At 60.1% G+C, this 25,683-nt stretch carries 23 protein-coding genes; 13 read left to right on the top strand and 10 right to left on the bottom strand.

What is annotated here, in order from left to right:
* Positions 1-334 precede the first annotated feature (334 nt).
* Positions 335-1,213, top strand: coding sequence for a DMT family transporter (locus V8J63_RS14470; RefSeq protein ID WP_041477756.1), 879 nt, complete (start codon positions 335-337; stop codon positions 1,211-1,213).
* A gap of 121 nt (positions 1,214-1,334) precedes the next feature.
* Here the strand turns inward: V8J63_RS14470 and V8J63_RS14465 are convergent, their stop codons facing one another.
* Positions 1,335-2,669 (bottom strand): MFS transporter, encoded by a 1,335-nt coding sequence (locus V8J63_RS14465; RefSeq protein ID WP_041477757.1) that lies wholly within the window; start codon positions 2,667-2,669, stop codon positions 1,335-1,337.
* 361 nt (positions 2,670-3,030) lie between these two features.
* Between V8J63_RS14465 and quiC the strand changes: the two genes are divergently transcribed.
* Positions 3,031-4,932, top strand: a complete 1,902-nt coding sequence (gene quiC / locus V8J63_RS14460; protein WP_125925956.1) for a 3-dehydroshikimate dehydratase QuiC — start codon at positions 3,031-3,033, stop codon at positions 4,930-4,932.
* Between the two features lie 102 nt (positions 4,933-5,034).
* The gene (locus tag V8J63_RS14455) at positions 5,035-5,712 is read left to right on the top strand and encodes a TetR/AcrR family transcriptional regulator (protein ID WP_016773079.1); all 678 of its coding nucleotides are present in this window, start codon (positions 5,035-5,037) and stop codon (positions 5,710-5,712) included.
* A 116-nt stretch (positions 5,713-5,828) separates the two neighbouring features.
* Here the strand turns inward: V8J63_RS14455 and V8J63_RS14450 are convergent, their stop codons facing one another.
* From V8J63_RS14450 to V8J63_RS14435, 4 genes are all read right to left on the bottom strand, one after another.
* Positions 5,829-6,683: a shikimate dehydrogenase gene (locus tag V8J63_RS14450; protein ID WP_130927854.1), complete on the bottom strand. Its 855-nt coding sequence runs from the start codon at positions 6,681-6,683 to the stop codon at positions 5,829-5,831.
* A 6-nt stretch (positions 6,684-6,689) separates the two neighbouring features.
* Positions 6,690-7,130 (bottom strand): type II 3-dehydroquinate dehydratase, encoded by a 441-nt coding sequence (aroQ, locus tag V8J63_RS14445; RefSeq protein WP_130927855.1) that lies wholly within the window; start codon positions 7,128-7,130, stop codon positions 6,690-6,692.
* A 195-nt stretch (positions 7,131-7,325) separates the two neighbouring features.
* A complete protein-coding gene (trmA, locus tag V8J63_RS14440) occupies positions 7,326-8,405 on the bottom strand; it encodes a tRNA (uridine(54)-C5)-methyltransferase TrmA (protein ID WP_123443299.1) in 1,080 nt (359 codons plus the stop codon).
* A complete protein-coding gene (locus V8J63_RS14435) occupies positions 8,402-9,697 on the bottom strand; it encodes an NCS2 family permease (RefSeq protein ID WP_016773083.1) in 1,296 nt (431 codons plus the stop codon). The genes trmA and V8J63_RS14435 overlap by 4 nt, the downstream gene beginning before the upstream one ends.
* Positions 9,698-9,917: 220 nt before the next feature.
* Here V8J63_RS14435 and V8J63_RS14430 point away from each other — a divergent pair, with 220 nt between their 5' ends.
* Positions 9,918-10,364 (top strand): DUF4879 domain-containing protein, encoded by a 447-nt coding sequence (locus V8J63_RS14430; RefSeq protein WP_336464227.1) that lies wholly within the window; start codon positions 9,918-9,920, stop codon positions 10,362-10,364.
* Positions 10,365-10,431: 67 nt separating this feature from the next.
* Positions 10,432-10,983 (top strand): DJ-1 family glyoxalase III, encoded by a 552-nt coding sequence (locus V8J63_RS14425; protein WP_336464226.1) that lies wholly within the window; start codon positions 10,432-10,434, stop codon positions 10,981-10,983.
* Positions 10,984-10,988: 5 nt separating this feature from the next.
* Here the strand turns inward: V8J63_RS14425 and V8J63_RS14420 are convergent, their stop codons facing one another.
* Positions 10,989-12,224 (bottom strand): MFS transporter, encoded by a 1,236-nt coding sequence (locus tag V8J63_RS14420; protein ID WP_336464225.1) that lies wholly within the window; start codon positions 12,222-12,224, stop codon positions 10,989-10,991.
* Positions 12,225-12,697: 473 nt separating this feature from the next.
* On the opposite strand from V8J63_RS14420, the gene V8J63_RS14415 reads away from it, so the two are divergent.
* The 3 genes from V8J63_RS14415 to V8J63_RS14405 all read left to right on the top strand — a co-directional run bounded on the left by V8J63_RS14415 (position 12,698) and on the right by V8J63_RS14405 (position 15,406).
* On the top strand, positions 12,698-14,143 hold the full coding sequence (locus V8J63_RS14415; RefSeq protein ID WP_024014409.1) for a cytochrome ubiquinol oxidase subunit I: 1,446 nt from the start codon (positions 12,698-12,700) through the stop codon (positions 14,141-14,143).
* Positions 14,144-14,146: 3 nt separating this feature from the next.
* Entirely contained in the window at positions 14,147-15,154 is a 1,008-nt protein-coding gene (gene cydB / locus V8J63_RS14410; protein WP_024014408.1) for a cytochrome d ubiquinol oxidase subunit II, read from the top strand.
* Positions 15,155-15,238: 84 nt separating this feature from the next.
* A complete protein-coding gene (locus tag V8J63_RS14405; protein WP_336464224.1) occupies positions 15,239-15,406 on the top strand; it encodes a DUF2474 domain-containing protein in 168 nt (55 codons plus the stop codon).
* A gap of 70 nt (positions 15,407-15,476) precedes the next feature.
* Here the strand turns inward: V8J63_RS14405 and V8J63_RS14400 are convergent, their stop codons facing one another.
* Together V8J63_RS14400 and V8J63_RS14395 are read right to left on the bottom strand one after the other, a co-directional pair.
* On the bottom strand, positions 15,477-16,601 hold the full coding sequence (locus V8J63_RS14400; protein ID WP_336464223.1) for a class I SAM-dependent methyltransferase: 1,125 nt from the start codon (positions 16,599-16,601) through the stop codon (positions 15,477-15,479).
* 174 nt (positions 16,602-16,775) lie between these two features.
* On the bottom strand, positions 16,776-17,486 hold the full coding sequence (locus V8J63_RS14395) for an autoinducer binding domain-containing protein (protein WP_177434131.1): 711 nt from the start codon (positions 17,484-17,486) through the stop codon (positions 16,776-16,778).
* A 311-nt stretch (positions 17,487-17,797) separates the two neighbouring features.
* Between V8J63_RS14395 and V8J63_RS14390 the strand changes: the two genes are divergently transcribed.
* On the top strand, positions 17,798-18,574 hold the full coding sequence (locus V8J63_RS14390; protein ID WP_024014405.1) for a ferredoxin--NADP reductase: 777 nt from the start codon (positions 17,798-17,800) through the stop codon (positions 18,572-18,574).
* Positions 18,575-18,619: 45 nt separating this feature from the next.
* Here the strand turns inward: V8J63_RS14390 and mscL are convergent, their stop codons facing one another.
* Positions 18,620-19,033, bottom strand: coding sequence for a large-conductance mechanosensitive channel protein MscL (gene mscL, locus V8J63_RS14385; protein ID WP_024014404.1), 414 nt, complete (start codon positions 19,031-19,033; stop codon positions 18,620-18,622).
* Positions 19,034-19,318: 285 nt separating this feature from the next.
* On the opposite strand from mscL, the gene katB reads away from it, so the two are divergent.
* The 3 genes from katB to radA are packed head-to-tail and all read left to right on the top strand — an operon-like array spanning position 19,319 to position 22,879.
* On the top strand, positions 19,319-20,860 hold the full coding sequence (katB, locus tag V8J63_RS14380) for a catalase KatB (protein WP_336342442.1): 1,542 nt from the start codon (positions 19,319-19,321) through the stop codon (positions 20,858-20,860).
* A gap of 58 nt (positions 20,861-20,918) precedes the next feature.
* On the top strand, positions 20,919-21,464 hold the full coding sequence (locus tag V8J63_RS14375) for an ankyrin repeat domain-containing protein (protein ID WP_336464222.1): 546 nt from the start codon (positions 20,919-20,921) through the stop codon (positions 21,462-21,464).
* Positions 21,465-21,511: 47 nt separating this feature from the next.
* Entirely contained in the window at positions 21,512-22,879 is a 1,368-nt protein-coding gene (gene radA / locus V8J63_RS14370; RefSeq protein WP_336464221.1) for a DNA repair protein RadA, read from the top strand.
* Positions 22,880-23,079: 200 nt separating this feature from the next.
* On the opposite strand, the gene V8J63_RS14365 is transcribed toward radA, so the two are convergent.
* Positions 23,080-23,448: a PilZ domain-containing protein gene (locus V8J63_RS14365; RefSeq protein WP_039761738.1), complete on the bottom strand. Its 369-nt coding sequence runs from the start codon at positions 23,446-23,448 to the stop codon at positions 23,080-23,082.
* Between the two features lie 159 nt (positions 23,449-23,607).
* Here V8J63_RS14365 and V8J63_RS14360 point away from each other — a divergent pair, with 159 nt between their 5' ends.
* Positions 23,608-25,674, top strand: coding sequence for a carbon starvation CstA family protein (locus V8J63_RS14360; RefSeq protein ID WP_336464220.1), 2,067 nt, complete (start codon positions 23,608-23,610; stop codon positions 25,672-25,674).
* Positions 25,675-25,683: the final 9 nt, after the last annotated feature.

Below are 25,683 nucleotides of genomic sequence, written 5' to 3'. Positions count from 1 at the left end.
GTGTGAGTGTGGCGCCAGTCCGGTCGTCCGTCCATGCACACGCGCCCACATGGTGCGGGCCTGGTATTGACGGTCGAGCGGGCCGTGAATTCAATCCCGAGTGGAATTTCTTCCGTCGAATTCATGAACCCGCTGTTTCGACGGCAGTCTGTGATGTTGCACACTGGCCGGGCGCCGAAGTGGCGGGAATCTTGCCTCAAGGTTTTGCCTGGCGGCGGTTTCCCGGCGAAGAAGAGTGCAACCTGTGCGGTTGCTGAAAGCTCAGCCGACTATGATTGCCACAACGATTGCCGCCAGCGCGAACGCTCGCCCGGATTTTTTTCAGAGATTGCCAATGACCGTCAGCACCCCGCTCTCCGGTGTCAACCAGCCCTTCAAGGGGATTCTGCTGATTGTCGTGGCGACGTTCCTGTTTTCCAGTCACGACGCGCTGTCGAAATACCTCTCCGGTTTTTATCCGATCGTGATGGTGGTGTGGGCGCGCTATGTGGTGCACACCTTGTTGATGGCGGGGATTTTCCTGCCGCAGTCCGGCTTGCGTGTGCTGCGCACCAAAAAACCGTTATGGCAGCTCGCCCGTGCCCTGTGCCTGCTCGGCACCAGCCTGTTTTTCACCACGGCGCTGCTGTACATCCCGCTGGCCGAAGCCACGGCGGTCAACTTTCTCGCACCGGTATTGGTGACGGCATTGTCGGTGCCGTTGCTCAAGGAACGGGTGACGCGCGGGCAGTGGATCGCGGTGATCTGCGGCTTCATCGGCGTGCTGATCATCGTCCACCCGGGCGGCGAACTGTTCACCCCGGCGATCCTGCTGCCGTTCTGCTCGGCGCTGTTCTTCTGCTTCTACCAATTGCTGACGCGCAAGCTCGCCGAAGTGGACAGCCCGACCACCAGCAACTTCTTCGCCGGGCTGTGCAATACCTTGGTGATGAGCGCGCTGGTGCCGTTCTTCTGGCAGGTGCCGACGTTGCCTCATGCCGCGCTGATGCTGGCGCTGGGCAGCTGCGGGATGACGGCGCATCTGTTCCTGACCCAGGCCTTCCGTCACGCCGCACCGGCATTGCTGGCGCCGTTCGGCTATTGCCAGATCGTCTTTGCCGGGTTGTTGGGCTGGCTGCTGTTCAATCACACCCCGAGCGGGTTGACGGTGATTGGTATCGCAGTGATCTGTTGCAGCGGATTGGCGGCAGCGTGGCAGCAGAGCCGGCGCTGAGGGGGAGCAAAGATCCCTTGTAGGAGCTGACGAGTGAAACGAGGCTGCGATCTTTTGATCTTAAACAGCAAGATCAAAAGATCGCAGCGTTCCGCAGCTCCTACAGGGGCAATTTAGCGGGTTATTCGACGGTCGGAATCTTGCGCGGTGCCATGAAGTACATCCACGTCAGTGCGAGGAAGTACATCGCCGGGATCAGCGTGAACAGCACTGTGTAGTTGTTGTTGGTGACGGTGAGGATGTGGCCGACGATCTGGGTCATGAACATCCCGCCGATCGCCGCGCACATGCCGCCGAAGCCGAACACTGTGCTCATCATGTGCTTGGGCGTGTAGTCCATCACCAGGCTCCAGATGTTCGCAGTCCAGGCCTGATGCGCGCCGATCGCCAGCGAGATCGCCGCCACCGCCACCCACAGATTCGCCGAGCCGGCAGCCATGACCACGCCGATGATGCAGCAGGCAAACAGCAACATCGACAGCAGCCGCGCCTTGATCGAGTTCATCCCGCGACCGATCAGGAACGAGGACAGAATCCCGCCGCCGACACTGCCGAAGTCAGCCGTGACATAAATGATGATCAGTGGAATACCCATCTGCGTCACGTTGATGCCGAGGTTGTATTGCTGATTGAGAAACGGCGGCAGCCAGTACAGATAGAACCAGAACACCGGCGCGGTCAGCGAGTAGGCGAGGGCGAAGGCCCAGGTGCCGCGCATGCGCAGGATCTTGCTGAACGGCACGCGCGCCTGTTCCGGTTCGACTTGCTGCTGGATGTAATCGAGCTCCGACTGTTTCACCGTCGGGTGATCTTCCGGATTGAAGTATTTCAGGCCCCAGAACAACAGCCAGATCCCGCCGAGTGCGGCCATGCAGAGGAACGCCGCTTGCCAGCCCCACACATGCAGGACCAGTGGCAGCAGCATCGGCGTGAACATCGCGCCGACGTTGGTGCCGGCGTTGAAAATGCCGGTAGCGACTGCACGTTCACCGGCCGGGAACCACAGGCGCGTGGTCTTCACGCAGGCCGGGTAGTTGGCCGCTTCCGTCAGGCCGAGGATGAAGCGGCAGACCATGAAGCCGACCGCCGAAGTCGCCAGGCCATGGGCGCCGGTGGCCAGACTCCAGAGCAGCACGGCGCAGAAGAACACACGCTTGACGCCGACCCGGTCGATCAGGCGTCCCTGCAGGACAAAACCGATCGCGTAGCCGACCTGAAACCAGAAGTTGATGTTGGCGTAATCCATCGCCGTCCAGCTCATTTCCTTGGCGAGGATCGGCTGCATGACGCCGAGGGCGGCGCGGTCGATGTAGTTGAGGGTGGTGGCAAAAAACACCAGCGCCAGCATGCCCCAGCGGGTCTTGCCGACAGCCATGGCGCCGCGGATCTTGTCGCCAATGCCACCCGTGGCAGTGCTCATGGCCGGAGCCATGCGGGAAGTCTGTGAAGGAATCATGTGTTCCACCCGTTTTTGGATTTGTTATTTGGTGTTCTTTTCTGTCGAACACCTTGCCCGGCGGTTAGTGGCCGGACTCGATGTGCAACCGATGTTGGGCAGTGAACAAAAAATCGTCAATTCGCCAAATCGCCTTAGTGTTCGATAATCGCACGCAAAACTAACCGGGTAGTACACTTTAAATTGCTGCGCGCAGGGATGCAGCCAATAATTTCCCTCACTATAAAAACCCATTCCCCGGTAGGAGCTGCCGAAGGCTGCGATCTTTTGATTTTGCTGTTTTGGTAATCAAGATCAAACGATCGCAGCCTTCGGCAGCTCCTACAGTAAAGATAAAGCGGCGCAGTCCGGGAGTTGAAACATGCAGCGTTCCATTGCCACCGTTTCCTTGAGCGGCACCCTGCCGGAAAAACTCGAAGCCATTGCCGCCGCCGGGTTCGACGGCGTGGAGATTTTCGAAAACGACCTCCTGTACTACGACGGCAGTCCCCGGGAAATTAAACAGATGTGCGCCGATCTGGGGATCGCCATCACCCTGTTTCAGCCGTTCCGTGACTTCGAAGGCTGCCGCCGCGATCGCCTGGCGCGCAACCTCGAGCGTGCCGAGCGCAAGTTCGATCTGATGCAGGAACTTGGCACCGACCTGGTGCTGGTCTGCAGCAACGCCTCGCCGGACAGTGTCGGCGATCAGCAAATCCTCGTCGATGATTTGCGCCTGCTGGCCGAACGCGCCGGCGCCCGTGGCTTGCGCATCGGTTACGAAGCGCTGGCGTGGGGCCGTCACGTCAATACTTATCAACAGGTCTGGGACATCGTTCGTCAGGCTGATCACCCCAACCTCGGCGTGCTGCTCGACAGCTTTCACACCCTGTCGCTGAAGGGCGATCCCAGCGCGATCGCCGACATTCCCGGCGACAAGATCTTCTTCGTGCAAATGGCCGACGCGCCGATCCTGGCCATGGACGTGCTGGAGTGGAGCCGGCATTTCCGCTGTTTCCCGGGGCAGGGCGAATTCGATCTGCCGGGTTTCCTCGCACCGATCATCAAGAGTGGCTATACCGGGCCGTTGTCACTGGAAATCTTCAACGACGGCTTCCGCGCCGCGCCCCCGCGAGCTAACGCCGCCGACGGATTGCGCTCGCTGCTGTATCTGGAAGAGAAGACCCGTCAGCGTCTCGAGCAGGAAGCGCCGCCGGTGGCCAACCGTGACATTCTTTTCGAAACGCCGCCGGCCAGCGAATACAACGGGGTTGAATTTCTCGAGTTTGCCGTCGACGAAGCGTTGGGCGCGAAGCTCAGTCACTGGCTGCAACGCCTCGGTTTTGCCAAGGCCGGGCAGCATCGCTCCAAGAGCGTCAGCCTGCTGCGTCAGGGCGATATCAACCTGATCCTCAACTCCGAGCCGTATTCGTTCGCCCACAGCTTTTTCGAAGCCCACGGCCCGTCGCTGTGCGCCACGGCGGTGCGGGTCAAGGACAGCGCCAGTGCGCTGGCCCGCGCCGTCGCTTACAAGGGGCAGCCCTATCGCGGGCTGGTCGGGCCGAATGAACTGGAGCTGGCGGCGGTGCGCGCACCGGACGGCAGCCTGATTTATCTGGTCGATGCGGACGCCGACGTGTACGGCACCGATTTCAATCTGTTGCCGGACGCGCAGACCGGCGGCGGCCTCAAGCGTATCGATCACATGGCCATGGCCCTGCCTGCCGACAGCCTCGACAGTTGGGTGCTGTTTTACAAAAGCCTGCTGGATTTCGAAGCCGACGATGAGGTGGTCTTGCCCGATCCGTACGGTCTGGTGAAGAGCCGCGCACTGCGCAGTCGCGACAGCTCGATCCGGCTGCCGCTGAACATCTCCGAGAACCGCAACACCGCCATTTCGCATGCGCTGTCGAGTTATCGCGGCTCCGGTGTGCACCACATCGCCTTCGATTGTGACGACATCTTCACCCAGGTCAGTCGCGCCAAAGAGGCTGGCGTGCCGCTGCTGGACATCCCGCTGAATTACTACGACGACCTTGCGGCGCGTTTCGATTTCGACGATGAGTTTCTCAGCGAGCTGGCCTATTACAACGTGCTCTACGACCGTGACGCCCAGGGCGGCGAGTTGTTTCACGTCTACACCGAGCCGTTCGAGGGGCGTTTCTTCTTCGAGATCATCCAGCGCAAGAATGGCTATGCCGGCTACGGCGCGGCCAACGTTGCGGTGCGGCTGGCGGCGATGGCCAAATCCCGCAGCGGTGCGGTGCGTCAGGCGAAGTTGTAGGGAATTCGTAAACGCGGGATCAAACACCGGCTGCGCGGCTTCCTTCACTGTCCCGCGCGGCCCATAATCGCCAGCTTGTGCAGTGATGGCCGTGAGCCCGCGATGACCATGAATTCAGAACTTTCCGCCGCTGCTGTCGAGTCCGACGCAGTGCCGCGCAAGAGTCGCAAGAACAATCCGGAAAAGACCCGCGAGAACATTCTGCAGGAGGCGATCGTCGAGTTCGTCCAGCAGGGCTTGTCCGGCGCCCGCGTCGACGCGATCGCCGAGCGTATCCACACCTCCAAGCGCATGATCTATTACTACTTCGGCAGCAAGGAGCAGTTGTACGTCGAGGTGCTGGAGAAGCTTTACGGCGATATCCGCAGCACGGAAAACCGCCTGCACCTGGACGAGCTGCCGCCCGAGCTGGCGATCCGTCGGTTGGTGGAATTCACCTTCGATCACCATGACCACAACGTCGATTTCGTGCGCATCGTCAGCATCGAAAACATCCACAACGCCGAGTACGTAAAGCGTTCCGATGCGATCAAGGCGCTAAACAACACGATCCTCGATACCTTGGGCGGGATTCTGCAACGGGGCGCGGACGAAGGTCTGTTCCGGCGAGGCATCGATGCGCTGGACGTGCATCTGCTGATCAGTTCGTTCTGCTTCTATCGCGTGTCGAACCGCCACACGCTGGGGGAAATCTTCCAGATCGACCTGCCGGACGAAACCATCAAGCAGCGCCACCGCGAGATGATCTGCGAATCGGTGTTGCGCTACCTGAAGGCCTGACTCGATCTTCCCTGTGGGAGCGAGCCTGCTCGCGAAAGCGGTGTGTCAGTCGCCCTGTTCGTTGACTGAATCGACGCCTTCGCGAGCAGCTCGCTCCCACAGAGTTACCCTGTTGTTCAGCCATTCATGCTCTGAAAATGCTCGAGCATACGCTGCGCATCCGGCACCACGCCGCTGAACAGTTCAAACGCCTTCACCGCCTGAAACACCGCCATGTTGCCGCCATCCAGCGTGCGGCAACCCAAGGCGCGGGCGTCGCGCAGCAGTTCGGTTTCCAGCGGGAAATACACAATCTCCGCGACCCACATTTCCTTGCGCAGCAACCCGGCCGGCACCGGTGAACCCGGCAGCTTGGCCATGCCCATCGGCGTGGTGTTGACCAGACCATCGGCCTGCGCCAGCGCCACGGGCAAATCCCGCCCCGCCTGTGCGCGACCGGCGCCAAAATGTTGATTGAGATTGTTTGCCAGGCTCTCGGCACGCTCGCGGTCGACATCAAAAATCGTCAATTGCCGTACGCCTTCGCTGAGCAGCGCGTGGGCCACCGCCGCGCCAGCGCCACCGGCGCCCATCTGGACGACGCGTTCACGGGCAGCGTCTGTCAGACCCCGGCGAAAACCCTCGGCGAAACCGAGGCAATCGGTGTTGTGGCCGACACGCTTGCCGTCCTTCAGCACCACCGTGTTCACCGCGCCGATGCCACGGGCTTCCGGCGACAACTCATCGAGCAGCGGGATGACCGCCTGTTTGCACGGGAAAGTGATGTTCAGCCCGGTGTAATTCATTCGCTCCGCCGCCTGCAGCAAGTCGGGCAGGGCCGTGCTGTCGAGGCGCAATTGATCGAGGTCGATGAGCTGGTACAGATACCGCAGGCCCTGCGCATCACCTTCGTGCTCATGCAGTGCCGGCGTGCGTGAAGCCTGAATCCCGGCGCCGATCAGCCCGGCGAGTATCACCTTGGAACGCGACATGGTTTCTTACCTCTGCAACCGCTGGCTGAAATGCTCCAGCGCCAGGCGATAGCCATGGCTGCCGAACCCGCACATCACCGCCGTGGCAATGTCGGAAACAAATGAATGATGACGAAACGGCTCACGGGCGTGGACGTTGGACAGGTGCACTTCAATCACTGGCAGCTCGCTGGCGACCAAGGCATCGCGAATCGCCACGGACGTGTGCGTCCACGCCGCCGGATTGATCACGATCCCGGCACAACGACCACGCGCGGCGTGAATCCAGTCGAGCAGCTCGCCTTCATGATTGGTCTGGCGAAATTCCACGGTCAGACCGAACTCGTCAGCCGCGCGACCACACAGCGCGGAAATATCCGCCAGGGTTTCATGACCATAAGTCGCCGGCTCGCGAGTGCCGAGCAGGTTCAGGTTCGGGCCGTTAAGCACCAGAACGGTAGGGGACATGGGGTAACTCCACTTCTTGTTTTTGGCATCGGCCGAGAGGGTTCAGCCTGTGGAGATAAAATGTACTAGATGGTTACATCGGTCAATTGGACAGAAATGACCTTGGCGTTTTATGTTCGGTGATCGCACAGATCAAAAGATTCCCCACAAAAAAGCCGTCAATCACGACGGCTTTTCCGTATCAGCTACCCGCAATCAACGCCGGGTCAGCAGCACACCGGATTCCATGTGATGGGTCCACGGGAACTGGTCAAACATCGCGCACTTGGTAATGCGGTGGGTGTCATGCAACTGGGCGATGTTAGCCGCCAGGGTGTCCGGGTTGCAGGAAATGTAGAGGATGTTGTCGAAGCGCCGGGTCAGTTCGCAGGTGTCCGGGTCCATGCCGGCGCGTGGTGGGTCGACGAAGACGCTGCCGAATTCGTAGCTCTTCAGATCGATGCCGTGCAGGCGACGGAACGGGCGCACTTCGTTGAGCGCTTCGGTCAGTTCCTCGGCGGACAAGCGCACCAGCGTGACGTTATCCACAGCGTTTTCGCTGAGATTGCTCAGGGCCGCGTTGACCGAAGTCTTGCTGATTTCGGTAGCGAGCACTTTGCGCACGCGAGTCGCCAGCGGCAGGGTGAAGTTACCGTTGCCGCAGTACAGCTCGAGCAGATCGTCGCTGCGATCGCCCAAGGCTTCGTATGCCCAATTGAGCATCTTCTGGTTCACCGTGCCGTTGGGTTGGGTGAACGCGCCTTCGGGCTGGCGATAGCTGAAGGTGCGGCCGCCGACTTCGAGTTTCTCCACGACATAGTCCTGACCGAGCACTTCGCGCTTGCCTTTGGAGCGGCCGATGATGCTCACGCCCAGATCCGCCGACAACTGAGTTGCCGCCGCATGCCAGTGCTCGTCCAGCGGACGGTGATAGCACAGGGTGATCATCGCGTCGCCGGCCAGCGTGGTCAGGAATTCGACCTGGAACAACTTGTGGCTCAGCGCCGAACTGGCTTGCCACGCGGCCTTCAACTGCGGCATCAACTGGTTGATGCGCAGGCTGGCAATCGGGAATTCTTCGATGAGTATCGGCGTGCGCTTGTCGTCCTGAGAGAACATCGCGTAATGCCGCTCGCCGCCCTCGCGCCACAGGCGGAATTCGGCGCGCAGGCGGAAGTTCTGCAGAGGCGAGTCAAACACCGTCGGCTCGGGTGCATCGAACGATGCCAGCAGATCACGCAAGCGCGTGACCTTGGCCTCGAGTTGTTCGGCGTAGGCTTGGGAATCGAAACTCATGCGTTGAACCAACCCAACTTGATCACAAACAGAATCGACAGAATCACCAGAGCCGGGTTCAGCTCACGGGCACGGCCGGACAGCAGCTTGATGGCGGTCCAGGCGATGAAGCCGAAGGCGATGCCGTTGGCGATCGAATAGGTGAACGGCATGGCCAGTGCGGTGACCACAACCGGCGCCGCCACGGTGATGTCGTCCCAGTCTATTTCCGCCAGGCCCGAAGTCATCAGCACGGCGACGAACAGCAGCGCTGGCGCGGTGGCGAAGGCCGGAACGCTGGCCGCCAGTGGCGAGAAGAACAGCGCCAGCAGGAACAGGATTGCCACGACGATGGCGGTCAGGCCCGTGCGGCCACCGGCACTGACGCCGGCAGCGGATTCGATGTAACTGGTGGTGGTCGAAGTACCCAGCAGCGAGCCGGCCATGGCCGCCGTACTGTCGGCGATCAGCGCACGGCCCATTTTCGGCATGTGGCCGTCCTTGCCCATCAGGCCGGCGCGCTTGGCGACGCCGATCAGGGTCCCGGAGTTGTCGAACAGGTCGACGAACAGGAAGGCGAAAATCACGCTGACCAGACCGATGTCCAGTGCGCCTTTGATGTCCAGTTGCAGGAAGGTCGGCGCCAGCGACGGCGGCATCGACATGATGCCGCCGAACTCGGTGACGTTCAGTACGATCGAGGCGATGGTTACGGCGAGAATGCCGATCAGCACTGCGCCGCGCACTTTCAGTGCTTCGAGGGCGACGATCACGGCAAAGCCGACGGTGGCCAGAATCGGCGCCGGTTTGGTCAAATCGCCGAGGCCGACCATGGTCGCCGGGTTGCTGACCACGATACCGGCGTTGTGCAGGGCGATCAGCGCCAGGAACAGGCCGATACCGGCGGCAATCGCCGAGCGCAGTGGCAGCGGAATGGCGTTGATGATCCATTCGCGGATGCGGAAGATCGACAGCAGGAAAAACAGCACGGCGGAAATGAACACCGCACCCAGCGCCACCTGCCAGGTGTGGCCCATGTGCAGCACCACGGTGTAGGTAAAGAAGGCGTTCAGGCCCATACCCGGAGCGAGGGCGATCGGGTAGTTGGCGATCAGGCCCATCACGGTCGAGCCGATGGCGGCCGCCAGACAGGTGGCGACGAAAATTGCGCCCTTGTCCATGCCGGTCTCGCCGAGGATGCTCGGGTTGACGAACAGAATGTAAGCCATGGCCAGGAAAGTCGTGACGCCCGCAAGAATTTCGGTGCGCACGTTGGTGTTGTGTGCCTTGAGTTGAAACAGCCTTTCCAGCATGTCTGCTCCCCGTGGCGCGCGTGGCGCCGTGAATGTATCGACCTCAACAGCAAAGCACAGACCGTCGCAAGCGCCTGGGAAATTGTCGTGGGCCGGAAAAAGCCGCGCATCATACCAGCCGCGTGAGGAATTTGGCGGATGTTGGTGTCGATCGTCGGCGAAGTTTTGCGCAGCCGACAACTGCGCCATACTGCGCGCTGATTTTTTGGAGTGGGCAGGCATGCGCAACGGCGGGATCAGGATTTTCGGATGGATTGCAGCACTGCTGGCGACAGCTCCGGCGTTCGCGGCCTCGGCGCCGCCGTTGACCGAAGTGAAGGTGATCAAAGTGCAGTCACCTTCCTGCGGACTGGAAGATATTGCCGATAGCCAGCCGCAAACCCAATGCAATCACAGCGGGACGAATATCAAGGTCTTCGTGTTGGAAGTCGGCTATGGCCAGAACCAGCCACACGTGACTCTGGATGGCTTCGAGGTCAACGGCACCCGAAGCCCGGTGTGCGCCTTCGATAATGGCAATCTCACTGAATGCACCCCTGGCAGCAAAACCGTCGGTTCTCTTTATACCTTCGATCTGGCCGGCAAACAGCAAGGCACCTTCAACTTCAGCAACACCTCGATCAACGCCCCGCGCAACACGCTTTCGACCCAGCTTTACATCAAGTAACGGCTGTCTGCGAACAAGGTGGGACAAAGCTGACTACGCTTGACTGACTATCCAGCGGAAAGCGCCCATGACTTCCAGAGCCCTGATTGCCCTCGCCGAAGGCATCGACGATTTGCAAAGCGTGACCCTGATCGACGTGCTGCGCCGCGCCGGCATCGAAGTGGTCGCCGCCAGCATCGAAGGCCGGCGCATGCTGACCTGCGCACGCGGCACCCGGCTGACTGCCGACGGCATGCTCGTCGATGTACTGGCACAGACTTTTGACCTCATTGCCCTGCCGGGCGGTGTCGTCGGTTCGCAGCATCTGGCGGCGCATCAGCCCTTGCAGCAGTTGCTCAAGGACCAAGCCAGCGCCGGCCGACTGTTCGCCGCCATCGGCGAAGCCCCGGCTGTCGCCCTGCAAGCATCAGGCGTGCTGCGCCAGCGCCGCATGACCTGCCTGCCCGGCGCCAGCCATCAGTTGTCCGGCTGTACGTTTGTTGATCAACCGGTGGTGGTCGACGGCAACTGCATCACCGCCCAAGGCTCGGGCGCGGCACTGGAGTTTGCCTTGACCCTGGTCGAGCAGCTTGGTGGCAAGGCGTTGCGGGCGAGGGTGGCGGGGGAGTTGATGGCCTGAAAGATTCAGGCCTTCTCTTCCACCGGCACATGCATCCGGTCCCGATTCGCCAACGTCGGAAACAGTTTGATCCACGTCCCCGTCACCACCAGGGTGCCGATCCCGCCCATGACCACCGCCGGCACGGTGCCGAACCAGTGGGCAGTGAGGCCGGATTCGAATTCGCCCAACTGGTTCGATGCGCCGATGAACAGGCCGTTCACCGCGCTGACCCGGCCGCGCATTTCGTCGGGAGTTTCCAGCTGTACGAACGAGGCACGGATGACCATGCTGATCATGTCCGCTGCGCCGAGCACCACCAGCACCGCCAGGGAGAACCAGAACGAGGTCGACAGACCGAAAGCGATGGTCGCGACGCCAAAGATGCCGACGGCGGTGAACATCACTCGGCCCACGTTGCGTTCGACGGCATATCGCGCGAGAAACAGCGACATCAGCAGGGCACCCACCGCTGGTGCCGAACGCAGCAAGCCCAGACCCCACGGGCCGGTCAGCAGAATGTCCTTGGCGAACACCGGCAGCAACGCCGTGGCGCCGCCGAGCAACACGGCGAACAGGTCCAGCGAGATCGCGCCGAGGATGTCTGGGCGGCTGCGGATGAAGCGAATCCCCGCCAGCAGCGAGTCCAGCGTGGCTTTGCCTTTATTCAATGGCGTCTGGCGTGCCGGCAGGTTGAGCATCAGCGAACAGGCGATCACATACAGCAGCACGGTCGGGCCGTAGACCCAGACGCTGCCGAATGCATAGAGCAAACCGCCGAGGGCCGGGGCGACGATAGTGGCCGACTGCTGCGCCGATTGCGCGGCGGCAACTGCGCGGGGGAAAAGCGCACTTGGGACGATGCTCGGCAGCAGCGCCTGAGTCGTCGGCATCTCGAACGAACGGGCGGCGCCGAGCAGAAAGGCGAGGATGAAAATCATCTCGCGGGTGACGTGATCGGTGGCGCTGCCGATGGCCAGCGCCAAGGCAATCAACGCCTGCAACGACTGGCAAAGCGCGGCGACCTTGCGCCGATCGTAGCGATCAGCGACATGCCCGGTGTGCAGCATGAACAGCACCCGCGGGGCGAATTCGACCAGCCCGACCAGGCCCAGATCCAGCACGTTGCCGGTCAGTTGATACAGGTTCCAGCCAATTGCCACGGTGAGCATCTGGAACCCGCTGGCGGTGAAAATCCGCGCCAGCCAGAAAGCCATGAACGGACGATGGTGACGTAACAGCAGGGGCTCTTGTGTGGGCATCTGAAGGCAGGTCTTGGACGAGTGAACGGCGAGATTATCACCAGTCTGTAACAGGAAGTTGCTACGAGAAACAATTCAGTTAGCCAGACATCGATCTTTCATGCTGACAATCACCCCTGTGGTGAGGGGATTTATCCCCGTTGGGTCGCGCAGCGGCCCCAAAATCTCGAAACGACGACGACTGCTGCGCAGCCGGACGGGGATAAATCCCCTCGCCACAGGGGAGTGAGGCAACTTGTCACGCGGCAAACCACCACGCAGTTCATTGGCAAAAATGGGACTACTCTTTCAACGTTGCTTGATCCAGATCAAGACCCCGACCGGAACTGATCTGGCGGCCATTTGGCCAGACTCCCTGCGTTGCGATGGTTGCAAAAAAAGAACGAATCCGAATTCGCCGCACTCCATATCCGTGGGGGCAGTGGTGCAGGCCTCCGGGCCAGCTACCCGTATTACCTGACAGAGGAAGCCATATGTTCGGTTTAGAGGCTCTCGATCTCGCCCGAATTCAGTTCGCGTTCACCATCTCGTTCCACATTCTGTTCCCGGCCATCACCATTGGCCTGGCGAGTTACCTGGCGGTGCTCGAAGGCTTGTGGCTGAAGACCCGCAACGACACCTACCGCGATCTCTACCATTTCTGGTCGAAGATTTTTGCCGTCAACTTCGGCATGGGCGTGGTTTCCGGGCTGGTCATGGCTTATCAGTTCGGCACCAACTGGAGTCGTTTCTCCGACTTCGCCGGTGCCGTCACCGGACCGTTGCTGACCTATGAAGTGCTTACGGCGTTTTTCCTTGAAGCCGGTTTCCTCGGCGTGATGCTGTTCGGCTGGAACAAGGTCGGGCGCGGCCTGCACTTCTTCTCGACGGTGATGGTAGCGATCGGCACGCTGATTTCGACCTTCTGGATTCTCGCCTCCAACAGCTGGATGCAGACCCCGCAAGGCTTTGAAATCGTCAACGGTCAGGTGATCCCCACCGACTGGCTGGCAATCATCTTCAACCCGTCATTCCCTTACCGGCTGATGCACATGGCCACGGCCGCGTTCGTCGCGACGGCGTTCTTCGTCGGCTCGTCGGCGGCCTGGCACCTGCTGCGCGGCAGGGACAACCCGGCGATCCGCACCATGCTGTCGATGGCGATGTGGATGGCGTTGATCGTCGCGCCGATCCAGGCTGTGATCGGCGACTTCCACGGCCTCAATACGCTCAAGCACCAGCCGGCAAAAATCGCGGCGATCGAAGGCCACTGGGAAAACCATGGCGACGAAGCGACGCCGCTGATCCTGTTCGGCTGGCCGGACATGAAAGAGGAACGCACCAAGTTCGCCGTAGAGATTCCATACCTCGGCAGCCTGATTCTGACCCACTCGCTGGATAAACAAGTACCGGCGCTGAAGGAATTTCCACCGGAAGACCGGCCGAATTCGACCATCGTGTTCTGGTCGTTCCGGATCATGGTCGGCCTCGGTTTCCTGATGATCTTCACCGGTTTGTGGAGTCTGTGGCTGCGCAAGCGTGACTCGCTGTATACCTCGAGGCCGTTCCTGCATCTGGCCTTGTGGATGGGGCCGTCCGGTCTGATCGCGATTCTCGCTGGCTGGTTCACCACGGAAATCGGCCGTCAGCCATGGGTGGTCTACGGCCTGATGCGCACTGCCGATGCTTCGTCCAACCACAGCTTCATGCAGATGAGCATCACCCTGATCATGTTCGTCGTGGTCTATTTCGCCCTGTTCGGCGCCGGTCTCGGCTACATGATGCGCCTGGTGCGCAAAGGGCCGAAGATCAGCGAAGGCAGCGAAACACCGGACGGTGGTCCAGGCAAGAAACGCACCCCGGCACGTCCGTTGTCCGCAGCCGACGATCCGGCCGAGGGCGAGCACGAAGACAACACTCGCTTGACCAAGGAGATTTGACTCATGGGTATCGATCTTCCGCTGATCTGGGCCGTGATCATCATCTTCGGCATCATGATGTACGTGGTCATGGACGGCTTCGACCTGGGCATTGGCATTCTCTTCCCGTTCGTACCCGGCAAGACCGATCGCGACGTGATGATGAACACCGTCGCCCCGGTCTGGGACGGCAACGAAACCTGGCTGGTACTGGGTGGCGCGGCGTTGTTCGGCGCCTTCCCGCTGGCCTATTCGGTGGTGTTGTCGGCGCTGTACCTGCCGCTGATCTTCATGCTCATGGGCCTGATCTTTCGCGGCGTGGCTTTCGAGTTCCGCTTCAAGGCCAAGGATGAAAAACGTCATCTGTGGGACAAGGCATTCATCGGTGGTTCGATCGCGGCAACGTTCTTTCAGGGCGTGGCGCTGGGAGCGTTCATCGATGGTCTGCCGGTGGTCAATCGCCAGTTCGCCGGTGGTTCACTGGACTGGCTGACGCCGTTCACGCTGTTCTGCGGCGCGGCGCTGGTGGTGGCCTATGCCTTGCTCGGCTGCACCTGGCTGATCATGAAAACCGAAGGCAAATTGCAGGAGCAGATGCATGACCTGGCGCGACCGCTGGCATTCGTGCTGCTGGCAGTTATCGGTGTCGTCAGCCTGTGGACGCCTCTGTCGCATCCGGAAATCGCCTCGCGCTGGTTCAGCATGCCGAATCTGTTCTGGTTCATGCCGGTGCCGATTCTGGTGCTGGTCACCTTGTACGGCCTGATTCGCGCGGTGGCACGTAATGCCAACTACACGCCGTTCCTGCTGACCCTGGTGCTGATCTTCCTCGGCTACAGCGGCTTGGGCATCAGCCTGTGGCCGAACATCGTGCCGCCGTCGATCTCGATCTGGGACGCCGCCGCGCCGCCGCAAAGTCAGGGCTTCATGCTGGTCGGCACGTTGTTCATCATTCCGTTCATCCTGGGGTATACCTTCTGGAGCTACTACGTGTTCCGCGGCAAGGTCACCCACGAAGACGGTTACCACTAATCCCATGCTGGGCTTGCCCTGTGGGAGCGAGCCTGCTCGCGAAGGCGTCCGCAGTGACGCCTTGGCTTAACGGAGATCGATGCAATGACCGGCAAACATTCCCTGCACGACATTGAAAAAGCCGAAAAAAAGCCGCTGTGGCAGCGGCTCGGCTGGTTGGCTCTGATCTGGGTTGGCAGTGTCGGCGTGTTGTTCATCGCCGCCAGCCTGATGCGCATGTTCATGAATGCCGCAGGTTTGACCACCCACTGAAACATCCCGTCCCGGCGCCTTCGGGTATGGATTTGCAACCCTCCTCACGGAGGGTTTTTACGCCGCAGTTTTATTTGCGCGCCTTGAGGATGACGAATTTCGGCGTCGCCGCCACTTGCTCGACACCACGAAACAGGCGCGCCAGTTTGCTGTGATAGCCCAGATGCCGGTTGCCGACTATGTACAGCGCACCACCAACCACCAGTGCCTCGCGCGCCTGCTGGAACATGCGCCAGGCGAGGAAATCGCCAACCACCTGCTGCTGATGGAACGGCGGGTTGCACAGCACCACGTCCAGCGACTGCGGCGCCTGCCCGGCCAGACCATCGCCAGCGCGCACGATGACCTCGCGATCGGCCAATGCCGCGCGCCAGTTCTCGGCAGCCGATTGCACCGCCATGAACGATTCGTCGACCAGCGTGTAATGCGCATCCGGGTTCTGCAGGGCGCTGGCGATTGCCAGAACACCGTTGCCGCAACCGAGATCGGCGACTCGCGCGTGGCCAAGGTTTTTCGGCAGATGCGGCAAAAACGCGCGAGTGCCGATGTCGAGGCCTTCGCGGCAGAACACGTTAGCGTGGTTGAGCAATTCGATCGCTGGTTCGTCGAGGCGATAGCGAGTGGGATAGGGCGATGTGGCGGGCGCTTTGCTTTCAGGTGTGGCGATCAGCAATCGCGCCTTTTTCACTGCCAGCGACGCCTGTACCGGTCCAATGTAGCGCTCCAGCAGATCGCCGGCAGCACGCGGCAGATGCTTGACCATGGCGGCGGCGATCACTTGCGCGCCGGGAGCGAGTTGTCCTTGCAGGCGGATCAGCTGTTCTTCCAATAGCGCCAGAGTTTTGGGGACGCGGATCAGCACCCGGTCAAACGGCCCGACCAAGGGCTCACTGGCCGGAATCGGACGAATCGCATCGAACGCCTGACCATTGCGCAGCAGATTCTTTTCCAGCCCGACGAAACCCAGGAACGAATCGCCGCTACTGCTCACCTCGACCTTGTCCAACAGACTGATCGCCAAGGCGCCAAAGCTGTCATTGAGCACCAGCACGCGCGTGCTGCTCGCAGGTTGTTCGCTGGCGAGATGATTGAGCAGGTATTCGTCCGCCGCATCGAAGGCTTGCAGCGGTTCATTCTGCTGTTCAGGCTGGCGGATCAGGTCGAGCTGGGCGAAAGGCGTTTCGAGCAAAGGCATGGGGCGGGGACTCAGGATATTCGGCAGATATCCCGTTGCCGGCAGATGGTGCGACGGGATCCGATCGAGTGGACTGCGATGCAAGCAGGTTGCGTCATCACTCGGAAAGGCCTGAATGGTACGTTTTTTTGCGCCTAAATACTCGCAGGATTACCGCGCGATAACGCTCAGCTTTCAGATGATGCCGGCACGAGCGGCGGCAATCACTGCGGAAATCTTGTTGCAGACGTTGAATTTTTCGATGACGTTTTGCACATGATAGTTAACGGTGCGTTCGCTCAGGCTGAGTATTCTCGAAATATCGTGAGCGGTCTTGCCCATGGCGGACAATTTCATGATCTCCAGCTCCCGGGACGATAGCCTCGGCTTGCTGGGCTTGGCCGGTGTGGGAACGGTGCGGGCATACAGGTCACTGAAGTGTCGGTTGGCAAAAAACAGATAACCGTAATGCTCATACAGTTCGAGCGGGCTGATCGGGCAGTGGGTGCGCGCCAGGCTGATGATGCTGCACAAACCACTGGTTTCGTCATGAAAGGCCTGCGACCAGCCATGCTGTAGTCCATTCTGTTTCAACGCCTGCCACAATTCTGGCGCATCGGTGAATACTCTTTCTTCCCAGACGATCGGCAATACCGAATGATTGCAATGCGCTATTACCGGATCAATATTCCGGTAGTTCTCTTTGTTGTACTGGATGTTCCATTCTTTCGGATAGTTATTGATTTGCAAGGCATTCAAATGGACATCGCGATGGGGGGAGGTGACCGCTATCGCACAATAGTTAAAGCCCAGATTCTCGGCAAATCTCAGCAGTATCGGGTATGCCGCCTCAATGCCTTTGGCAAATGTCAGTTGTTTCAATTGTGATTCCTTCCACGTTTCCATGAACTTTGCCTCCATCCTGATATAGGGGCGCCAAATGGATCCAAAAAATCCGGCACGAATCGAAGTGTAGGATCTTTCCTGCGAAACGCCTTACATTTTTTCGAGATTGAAACTTTGCTGTTTTTTATAAAGTGTTCTTAGCAATACAGGCTGTTATATTTTAACTGGCATCTTAAAGTTATTGCTCTAGATCCAGCATTGCCAGCGAATCGAATGTTTAGCGCTGATCCCGTCAATACCATTACCAATCACGAGTGTTTGGCAGCGCGATTTTGCGGGACACTGTGGGCAATCGTTTCAAGGAGTGCCTCATGACTGCCAGTGCCGAGAAGTACACCACCCAGACCTTGCTCGATGTGCAACCGTTGACGCCGAACCTGTTCACGCTGCGCACCAGCCGTGATCCCGGCTTTCGCTTCCGTGCCGGCCAGTTCGCCCGGCTGGGCGTCACCAAGGCCGATGGCAGCACGGTCTGGCGCGCCTATTCGATGGTGTCGTCGCCGTTCGATGAGTTTCTCGAGTTCTTTTCCATCGTCGTGCCGGGCGGCGAATTCACCAGTGAGCTGAGCCGGCTACAGGTCGGCGACAGCTTGATGGTCGAGCGCCAGGCGTTCGGCTACCTGACGCTGGATCGTTTTGTCGACGGCCGAGACCTGTGGTTATTGTCGACCGGCACCGGGGTGGCGCCCTTTCTGTCGATCCTGCAGGACTTCGAGGTCTGGGAGAAATTCGAGCGGATCATTCTGGTTTACAGCGTCCGGGAGGCGCGGGAACTGGCCTATCAAGAGTTGATCGCCGGGTTGGCGCAACGTGACTATCTGAGTGAATACGCCCACAAGCTGCAATTCATCCCCACTGTCACCCGCCAAGCCCACCCAGGCGCATTGCAGGGCCGGATTACCACGTTGATCGAAAACGGCGAACTGGAACGAGCGGCAGGGGTTGAGCTCTCGCCAGAGCATTCGCGAGTGATGCTGTGCGGCAATCCGCAGATGATTGACGACACCCGCGCCTTGCTGAAACAGCGCGACATGCGCCTGAGCCTGACGCGCAAGCCGGGGCAGGTTGCGGTGGAGAATTACTGGTAACGAAAACGGCACCCGCGGGTGCCGTTTTGATGTGTAGCGAATGCCTCAGGGCCGCTCGTTCTGCGCCTTGAGCAGGTCGCGGATTTCGCCCAGTAGTTGCTCTTCCTTGCTCGGGATCGGCGGCGCGGTCGGCGCCACGGCTTCTTCGCGCTTGAGGCGGTTGATGGCTTTGACGCCCATGAAGATCGCGAATGCGACGATCACGAAATCCAGCACCGTCTGCAGGAATTTGCCGTAAGCCAGCACCACGGCGGGCGCATCGCCCTGGGCGGCTTTGAGCGTGACGGCCAGATCACTGAAGTCCACCCCACCGATCAACAGGCCAATCGGCGGCATGATCACGTCGCCGACAAACGACGAAACGATCTTGCCGAACGCCGCGCCGATGATGATACCGACGGCCATGTCGACCACATTGCCTTTGACCGCGAAGGCCTTGAACTCGCTAAGCACGCCCATAGTTATTTCCTTGTTACAGATGAGTTTGGTGTAGGCAGTGTAAATCAGCGAAACGCCTCCTGCGCGAAACACCTTCTTACAATGCCCGTTTTTATCGACACATCAATTGACGATTAGTTTGCAAAATGCCAGCAATCGCGCGCGGAATACGCGCTAACCCGCTGACGGGAAAGCCAATTTCTTCAATCATGGCGTTACGTTCTTTCTATTTATGTTCCTCTGCGGGGGCCTCTAGCCTTGCTGTGGCGCACCTGGATGCGCTCAATAAAACCAGAGGAACCTGATATGACTTCCGCTCTTGGACTGGGGGCTTTTCCCCATCGCCGCACTCTCGGCGTTCTCACCGCCAGCCTGCTGACCTTCTCGGTCAACGCCGCTCCGCTGACCCGCGATAACGGCGCTGCTGTCGGTGACAATCAGAACTCGCAAACCGCCGGCGCCAACGGCCCGGTGCTGCTGCAGGATGTGCAACTGATCCAGAAACTGCAGCGCTTCGACCGTGAGCGTATTCCCGAGCGCGTGGTACATGCACGCGGCACCGGCGCTCATGGCACCTTCACCGTGACCGATGACCTCAGCGATCTGAGCAAGGCCAAGGTGTTCGCCGCAGGCCAGAGCACGCCGGTATTCGTGCGTTTCTCGGCGGTGGTGCATGGCAACCATTCCCCGGAAACCCTGCGTGACCCGCGGGGTTTCGCCACCAAGTTCTACACCGCTGACGGTAATTGGGATCTGGTCGGCAACAATTTCCCGACCTTCTTCATCCGCGATGCGATCAAATTCCCGGATATGGTGCACGCCTTCAAGCCCGATCCACGCACCAACCTCGATGACGATTCGCGCCGGTTCGATTTCTTCTCCCATGTACCGGAAGCCACCCGCACACTGACCGAGTTGTATTCCAACTACGGCACTCCGGCCAGTTACCGGGAGATGGATGGCAATGGTGTTCATGCCTATAAGCTGATCAATGCCAGGAATGAAGTTCACTACGTTAAGTTTCACTGGAAGAGTCTTCAAGGCATCAAGAACCTTACGCCAAAACAAGTTAGCGAAGTTCAAGGTCAGGATTACAGTCATATGACCAACGACTTGGTGAGTAATATCAACAAGGGCAACTTTCCGAAGTGGGACTTGTACGTGCAAGTTCTCAAGCCGCAGGATTTGTCCAAGTTTGATTTCGATCCACTGGATGCAACCAAGATCTGGCCGGGTATTGCCGAGCGCAAAGTTGGACAAATGGTCTTGAACCGTAATCCGGCCAATGTCTTCCAGGAAACTGAACAAGTTGCCATGGCACCGGCCAACGTAGTTCCGGGTATCGAGCCTTCGGAAGATCGTTTGTTGCAGGGCCGAGTGTTCTCTTACGCCGATACGCAGATGTATCGCCTCGGCGCCAACGCTTTGCAATTGCCGATCAACGCACCGAAAACCGCAGTGAACAATGGCAATCAGGATGGCGCGATGAATTTTGGCGCCAGCCAGTCCGGCGTCAACTACCAGCCGAGTCGTCTGCAACCGCGTGAAGAGACGCCAGCGGCGCGTTACAGCCAGTCGGCGCTGGCGGGCAGCACGCAACAGGCGAAGATCCAGCGTGAGCAGAACTTCAAGCAGGCCGGTGATCTGTATCGCTCGTACAGCAAGCAGGAACGTCGCGACCTGATCGACAGCTTCGGCGGCTCGCTGGCCACCACCGATGACGAGAGCAAGCACATCATCCTGTCCTTCCTGTACAAGGCTGACCCCGAGTACGGCAGCGGTGTGACCGAAGTGGCCAAGGGCGACCTCAGCCGTGTGAAAGCACTGGCGGCCAAACTGACCGACTGATAGCGATGCGGCGCACGCGAGGGCCTGTGCGGCCTCGCGTGCGCTCAAGGAGAGCCCGATGCGTATTTTTCTTTTGTGCCTGGCCGGGTGCCTGTCGTTCACCGTGTGGGCGGCACCGGTCGAGCAAAGCCCCGAGGCAATCAAGGCGCAGTTGCAGGATTACTACTTCGACGCCGCTCGCCGTGGCGATGTGCCAATGCTCGAGACCTTCATCGAGTCCGGCTATTCCCTCGATACCCGCGACAGCAAGGGTTACACCGCGCTGATTCTGGCGGCCTATCACGGTCAGGCGCCGGCGGTTGAACGCCTGCTCGCCGCTGGCGCAGATGCCTGTGCTCAGGACCAACGCGGTAACACGGCGCTGATGGGCGCGATTTTCAAAGGCGAGTTGCAGATCGTCCGGCGCCTGATGGCCACCGATTGCAGCCCCGACCAGCGTAACGGCGCCGGGCAGACTGCGGCGATGTACGCCGGGCTGTTCAAGCGTCTGGAATTGCTTGATGCGTTGAAAGCCAAGGGCGCCGACCTCAACGCCGAGGATCCGCTGGGTAACAGTGCCGCGCGTCTGGCCAGCGGCGAAATCCGTACCGCTGCGCCGCGCTGATCAGCGATGGCTGCGTTATCATCGCGTCTTTTGCTCCGGGGGTTCTGATGGCCAAGGCCAAGCGCATGTACGGCTGCACCGAGTGCGGCGCAACCTTTCCCAAGTGGGCCGGGCAGTGCGGCGAGTGCGGTGCCTGGAACACCCTGACCGAAACCATGATCGAAAGCGGCGGCGCCACGGCACCCACCGGGCGCACCGGTTGGGCTGGCCAGCAGGCGCAGATCAAGACGCTCGCGGAAGTCAGCATCGAAGAGATTCCACGTTTTTCCACCGCGTCCGGTGAGCTCGACCGCGTGCTCGGCGGTGGTCTGGTCGATGGCTCGGTGGTGCTGATTGGCGGTGATCCGGGGATCGGTAAATCGACAATCCTGCTCCAGACCCTGTGCAATCTGGCCAAAAGCATGCCGGCGCTGTACGTCACTGGTGAGGAATCCCAGCAGCAGGTGGCCATGCGCGCTCGCCGTCTCGGCCTGCCGCAGGATCAACTGCGGGTGATGACCGAAACCTGCATCGAAACCATCATCGCCACCGCCCGCCAGGAAAAGCCCAAGGTGATGGTGATCGACTCGATCCAGACCATTTTCACCGAACAACTGCAATCGGCCCCGGGCGGCGTGTCGCAGGTGCGTGAAAGTGCGGCGTTGCTGGTGCGCTACGCCAAACAGAGCGGCACGGCGATCTTCCTCGTCGGCCATGTCACTAAAGAAGGTGCGCTGGCCGGTCCACGTGTTCTGGAACACATGGTCGACACGGTGCTGTATTTCGAAGGTGAATCCGATGGTCGTCTGCGTCTGCTGCGGGCGGTGAAAAACCGTTTCGGAGCGGTCAACGAGTTGGGCGTGTTCGGCATGACCGACAAGGGCCTGAAAGAAGTCTCCAACCCATCGGCGATTTTTCTTACCCGTGCTCAGGAAGAAGTCCCGGGCAGTGTGGTCATGGCGACGTGGGAAGGCACCCGACCGATGCTGGTCGAAGTGCAGGCGCTGGTCGATGACAGCCATCTGGCCAACCCGCGTCGGGTGACGCTGGGGCTGGATCAGAACCGATTGGCGATGTTGCTCGCGGTGCTGCACCGCCACGGCGGGATTCCGACCCACGATCAGGACGTGTTCCTCAACGTGGTGGGGGGCGTGAAGGTGCTGGAGACGGCGTCGGATCTGGCGTTGATGGCAGCGGTGATGTCGAGTTTGCGCAACCGGCCGCTGCCCCATGACCTGCTGGTGTTCGGCGAAGTCGGCCTGTCCGGCGAAGTGCGCCCGGTGCCGAGCGGGCAGGAGCGGTTGAAGGAAGCGGCCAAACACGGCTTCAAACGCGCGATCATGCCCAAGGGTAACGCTCCGAAGGAATCGCCTCCCGGCTTGCAGATCATCGCCGTGAGCCGCCTTGAACAAGCACTTGACGCATTGTTTGAGTGAACGCCGGACCTCTGTGGTGAGGGGATTTATCCCCGTTGGGCTGCGCAGCAGACCCGCTTTTCAGGGCCGCTGCGCGCCCCAACGGGGATAAATCCCCTCGCCACATAAATCCTCTCACCCCATAAATCCTCTCACCCCATAAATCCCCTCACCCTATAGATCCCCTCACCACAGGGCATTCCAAATCGGGATTGGGGGGCCTAGATTTCGATCAGGGCACCCAGTTCGCGTTCCAGCTCGGCCTCATCCGCCAGATTCAGTTCGATCAAGCGGCGCAGGCGCTGGATCGATTCCAGGCTGATGTGCCGGCAGATGAACCCCAAGTGGCCGTTTTCCTCATGGGCCAGATGCACGTCCATCTCGATATCGACGTCTTCGCTCAGATGAATGTCGACGAAGAAGTCCTGGTCTTTATCCCCGAGCCACGGCTCCGGTCGCTCGATCAGCAGGCCCTTGAGCGACAGGTCGATCAGTTTGACCGGCCAGATGTACTCGCCCTGTTTCAGCTCGGTTCGGGCATCGAACGCAATACGTTTGAAACGACGTCGATTGGCGGGGTGCTCGCTCATGGCGCAATCCTCATGAAGGTTCGCTGACTATAGACCGCGAATGCGGGCGCCAGCCAATCGCTCAAGCGTCTAGACCTATGTCGGGGTATGGCCTTTGGCGCCGTAAGCGCTAAACTCGGGGTGGCTGTCTTTCTTGTCCACCCTGGCTGGAATAATAAAATGAAAAATAATAATAGCCTGCTGCGCCACTTACCCTGGCTCGTGCTGGCAATCGTAGGAGCGTGCGCCCTTGGCGTAGTGGCATTGCGCCGCGGCGAGGCGATCAACGCCTTGTGGATTGTGGTCGCTGCCGTGGCCATTTATCTGGTTGCGTACCGTTACTACAGTCTGTTCATCGCCAACAACGTGATGCAACTGGATCCGCGTCGGGCCACCCCCGCCGTGCTCAACAACGATGGTCTGGACTATGTGCCGACCAACAAACACATTCTTTTCGGTCACCACTTCGCGGCCATCGCTGGCGCGGGGCCACTGGTCGGTCCGGTGCTGGCGGCGCAGATGGGGTATCTGCCCGGCACACTCTGGCTGATTGCCGGTGTGGTGCTGGCGGGCGCGGTGCAGGACTTCATGGTCCTGTTCATGTCGACCCGACGCAACGGACGTTCCCTGGGCGACATGGTGCGTGAAGAGATGGGCCGGATTCCCGGAACCATTGCACTGTTCGGCTGCTTCCTGATCATGATCATCATCCTGGCGGTGCTGGCGCTGATCGTGGTCAAGGCCCTCGCCGAGAGCCCGTGGGGCATCTTCACCGTGATGGCGACCATCCCGATCGCGATGTTCATGGGCATCTACATGCGCTACATCCGCCCGGGCCGCATCGGCGAAATCTCCGTGGTCGGTGTATTGCTGCTGCTCGGTTCGATCTGGCTGGGCGGGCAGATCGCTGCCGATCCGGTATGGGCCAAAGCCTTTACCTTCACTGGTGTGCAGATTACCTGGATGCTGGTCGGCTATGGTTTCGTCGCTGCATCGCTGCCGGTCTGGCTGATCCTCGCGCCACGCGACTACCTGTCGACCTTCCTCAAGATCGGCACCATCGTCGCCCTGGCGATCGGCATCCTGATCACCATGCCCGAGCTGAAAATGCCGGCGCTGACCCAGTTCGTCGACGGCACCGGGCCGGTATGGAAGGGCGGTCTGTTCCCGTTCCTGTTCATCACCATCGCCTGCGGCGCGGTATCGGGTTTCCACGCACTGATCTCGTCGGGCACGACGCCGAAGCTTTTGGATAACGAAACCAACGCCCGCTACATCGGTTACGGCGGCATGCTGATGGAATCGTTCGTGGCGATCATGGCCATGGTTGCCGCTTCGGTGATCGAGCCGGGTGTATATTTCGCCATGAACAGCCCGGCCGCAGTCGTCGGCAGTGACGTCGCTTCGGTGGCGCAGGTTGTCACGAGCTGGGGCTTTGCGATCACACCGGAAGCGCTGCAAGCGGTTGCCCATGACATCGGCGAAACCACCATTCTGGCTCGCGCCGGTGGCGCGCCGACTCTGGCGGTCGGTATTGCGCAGATCCTGCACAGTGTCCTGCCGGGTGAAAACACTATGGCGTTCTGGTACCACTTCGCGATCCTGTTCGAAGCGCTGTTCATCCTCACCGCTGTGGACGCCGGCACCCGTGCCGGACGCTTCATGCTGCAGGACCTGCTCGGCTCCTTCGTACCGGCGCTGAAACGCACCGAGTCGTGGGGCGCCAACCTGATCGCCACCGCCGGTTGTGTGGCGATGTGGGGCTGGTTGCTGTATCAGGGCGTGATCGATCCACTGGGCGGCATCAACACCTTGTGGCCATTGTTCGGCATCTCCAACCAGATGCTCGCCGGTATTGCGCTGATGCTCGGCACCGTGGTCCTGATCAAGATGAAGCGCCAGCGCTACATCTGGGTCACCCTGTTGCCGGCCACCTGGCTGTTGATCTGCACCACTACTGCTGGCTTCATCAAGCTGTTCGACGCCAACCCGGCGATCGGCTTCCTGTCCCTGGCCAAGAAGTACAGCGATGCGCTGGCCAACGGTCAGGTGCTGGCACCGGCTAAAAGCGTCGAGCAGATGCAGCACGTGATCTTCAACGCCTACACCAACGCCACACTCACCGCGCTGTTCCTGTTCGTGGTGTTCAGCATCCTGCTCTATGCGCTCAAGGTCGGCATTGCCGCCTGGGGCAAAAAAGAGCGTACGGATAAAGAATCGCCATTCCAGGCCCTGCCGGATGCGTAACCAGAGGAT

Origin of the sequence: Pseudomonas sp. CCNWLW23 (assembly GCF_037095675.1) — a bacterium.
In the GTDB taxonomy this organism is placed as follows: Bacteria; Pseudomonadota; Gammaproteobacteria; order Pseudomonadales; family Pseudomonadaceae; genus Aquipseudomonas; species Aquipseudomonas atacamensis.
The sequence above is the reverse complement of the archived record's forward strand: the minus strand, read 5'-3'. Positions and strand labels throughout refer to the sequence as shown.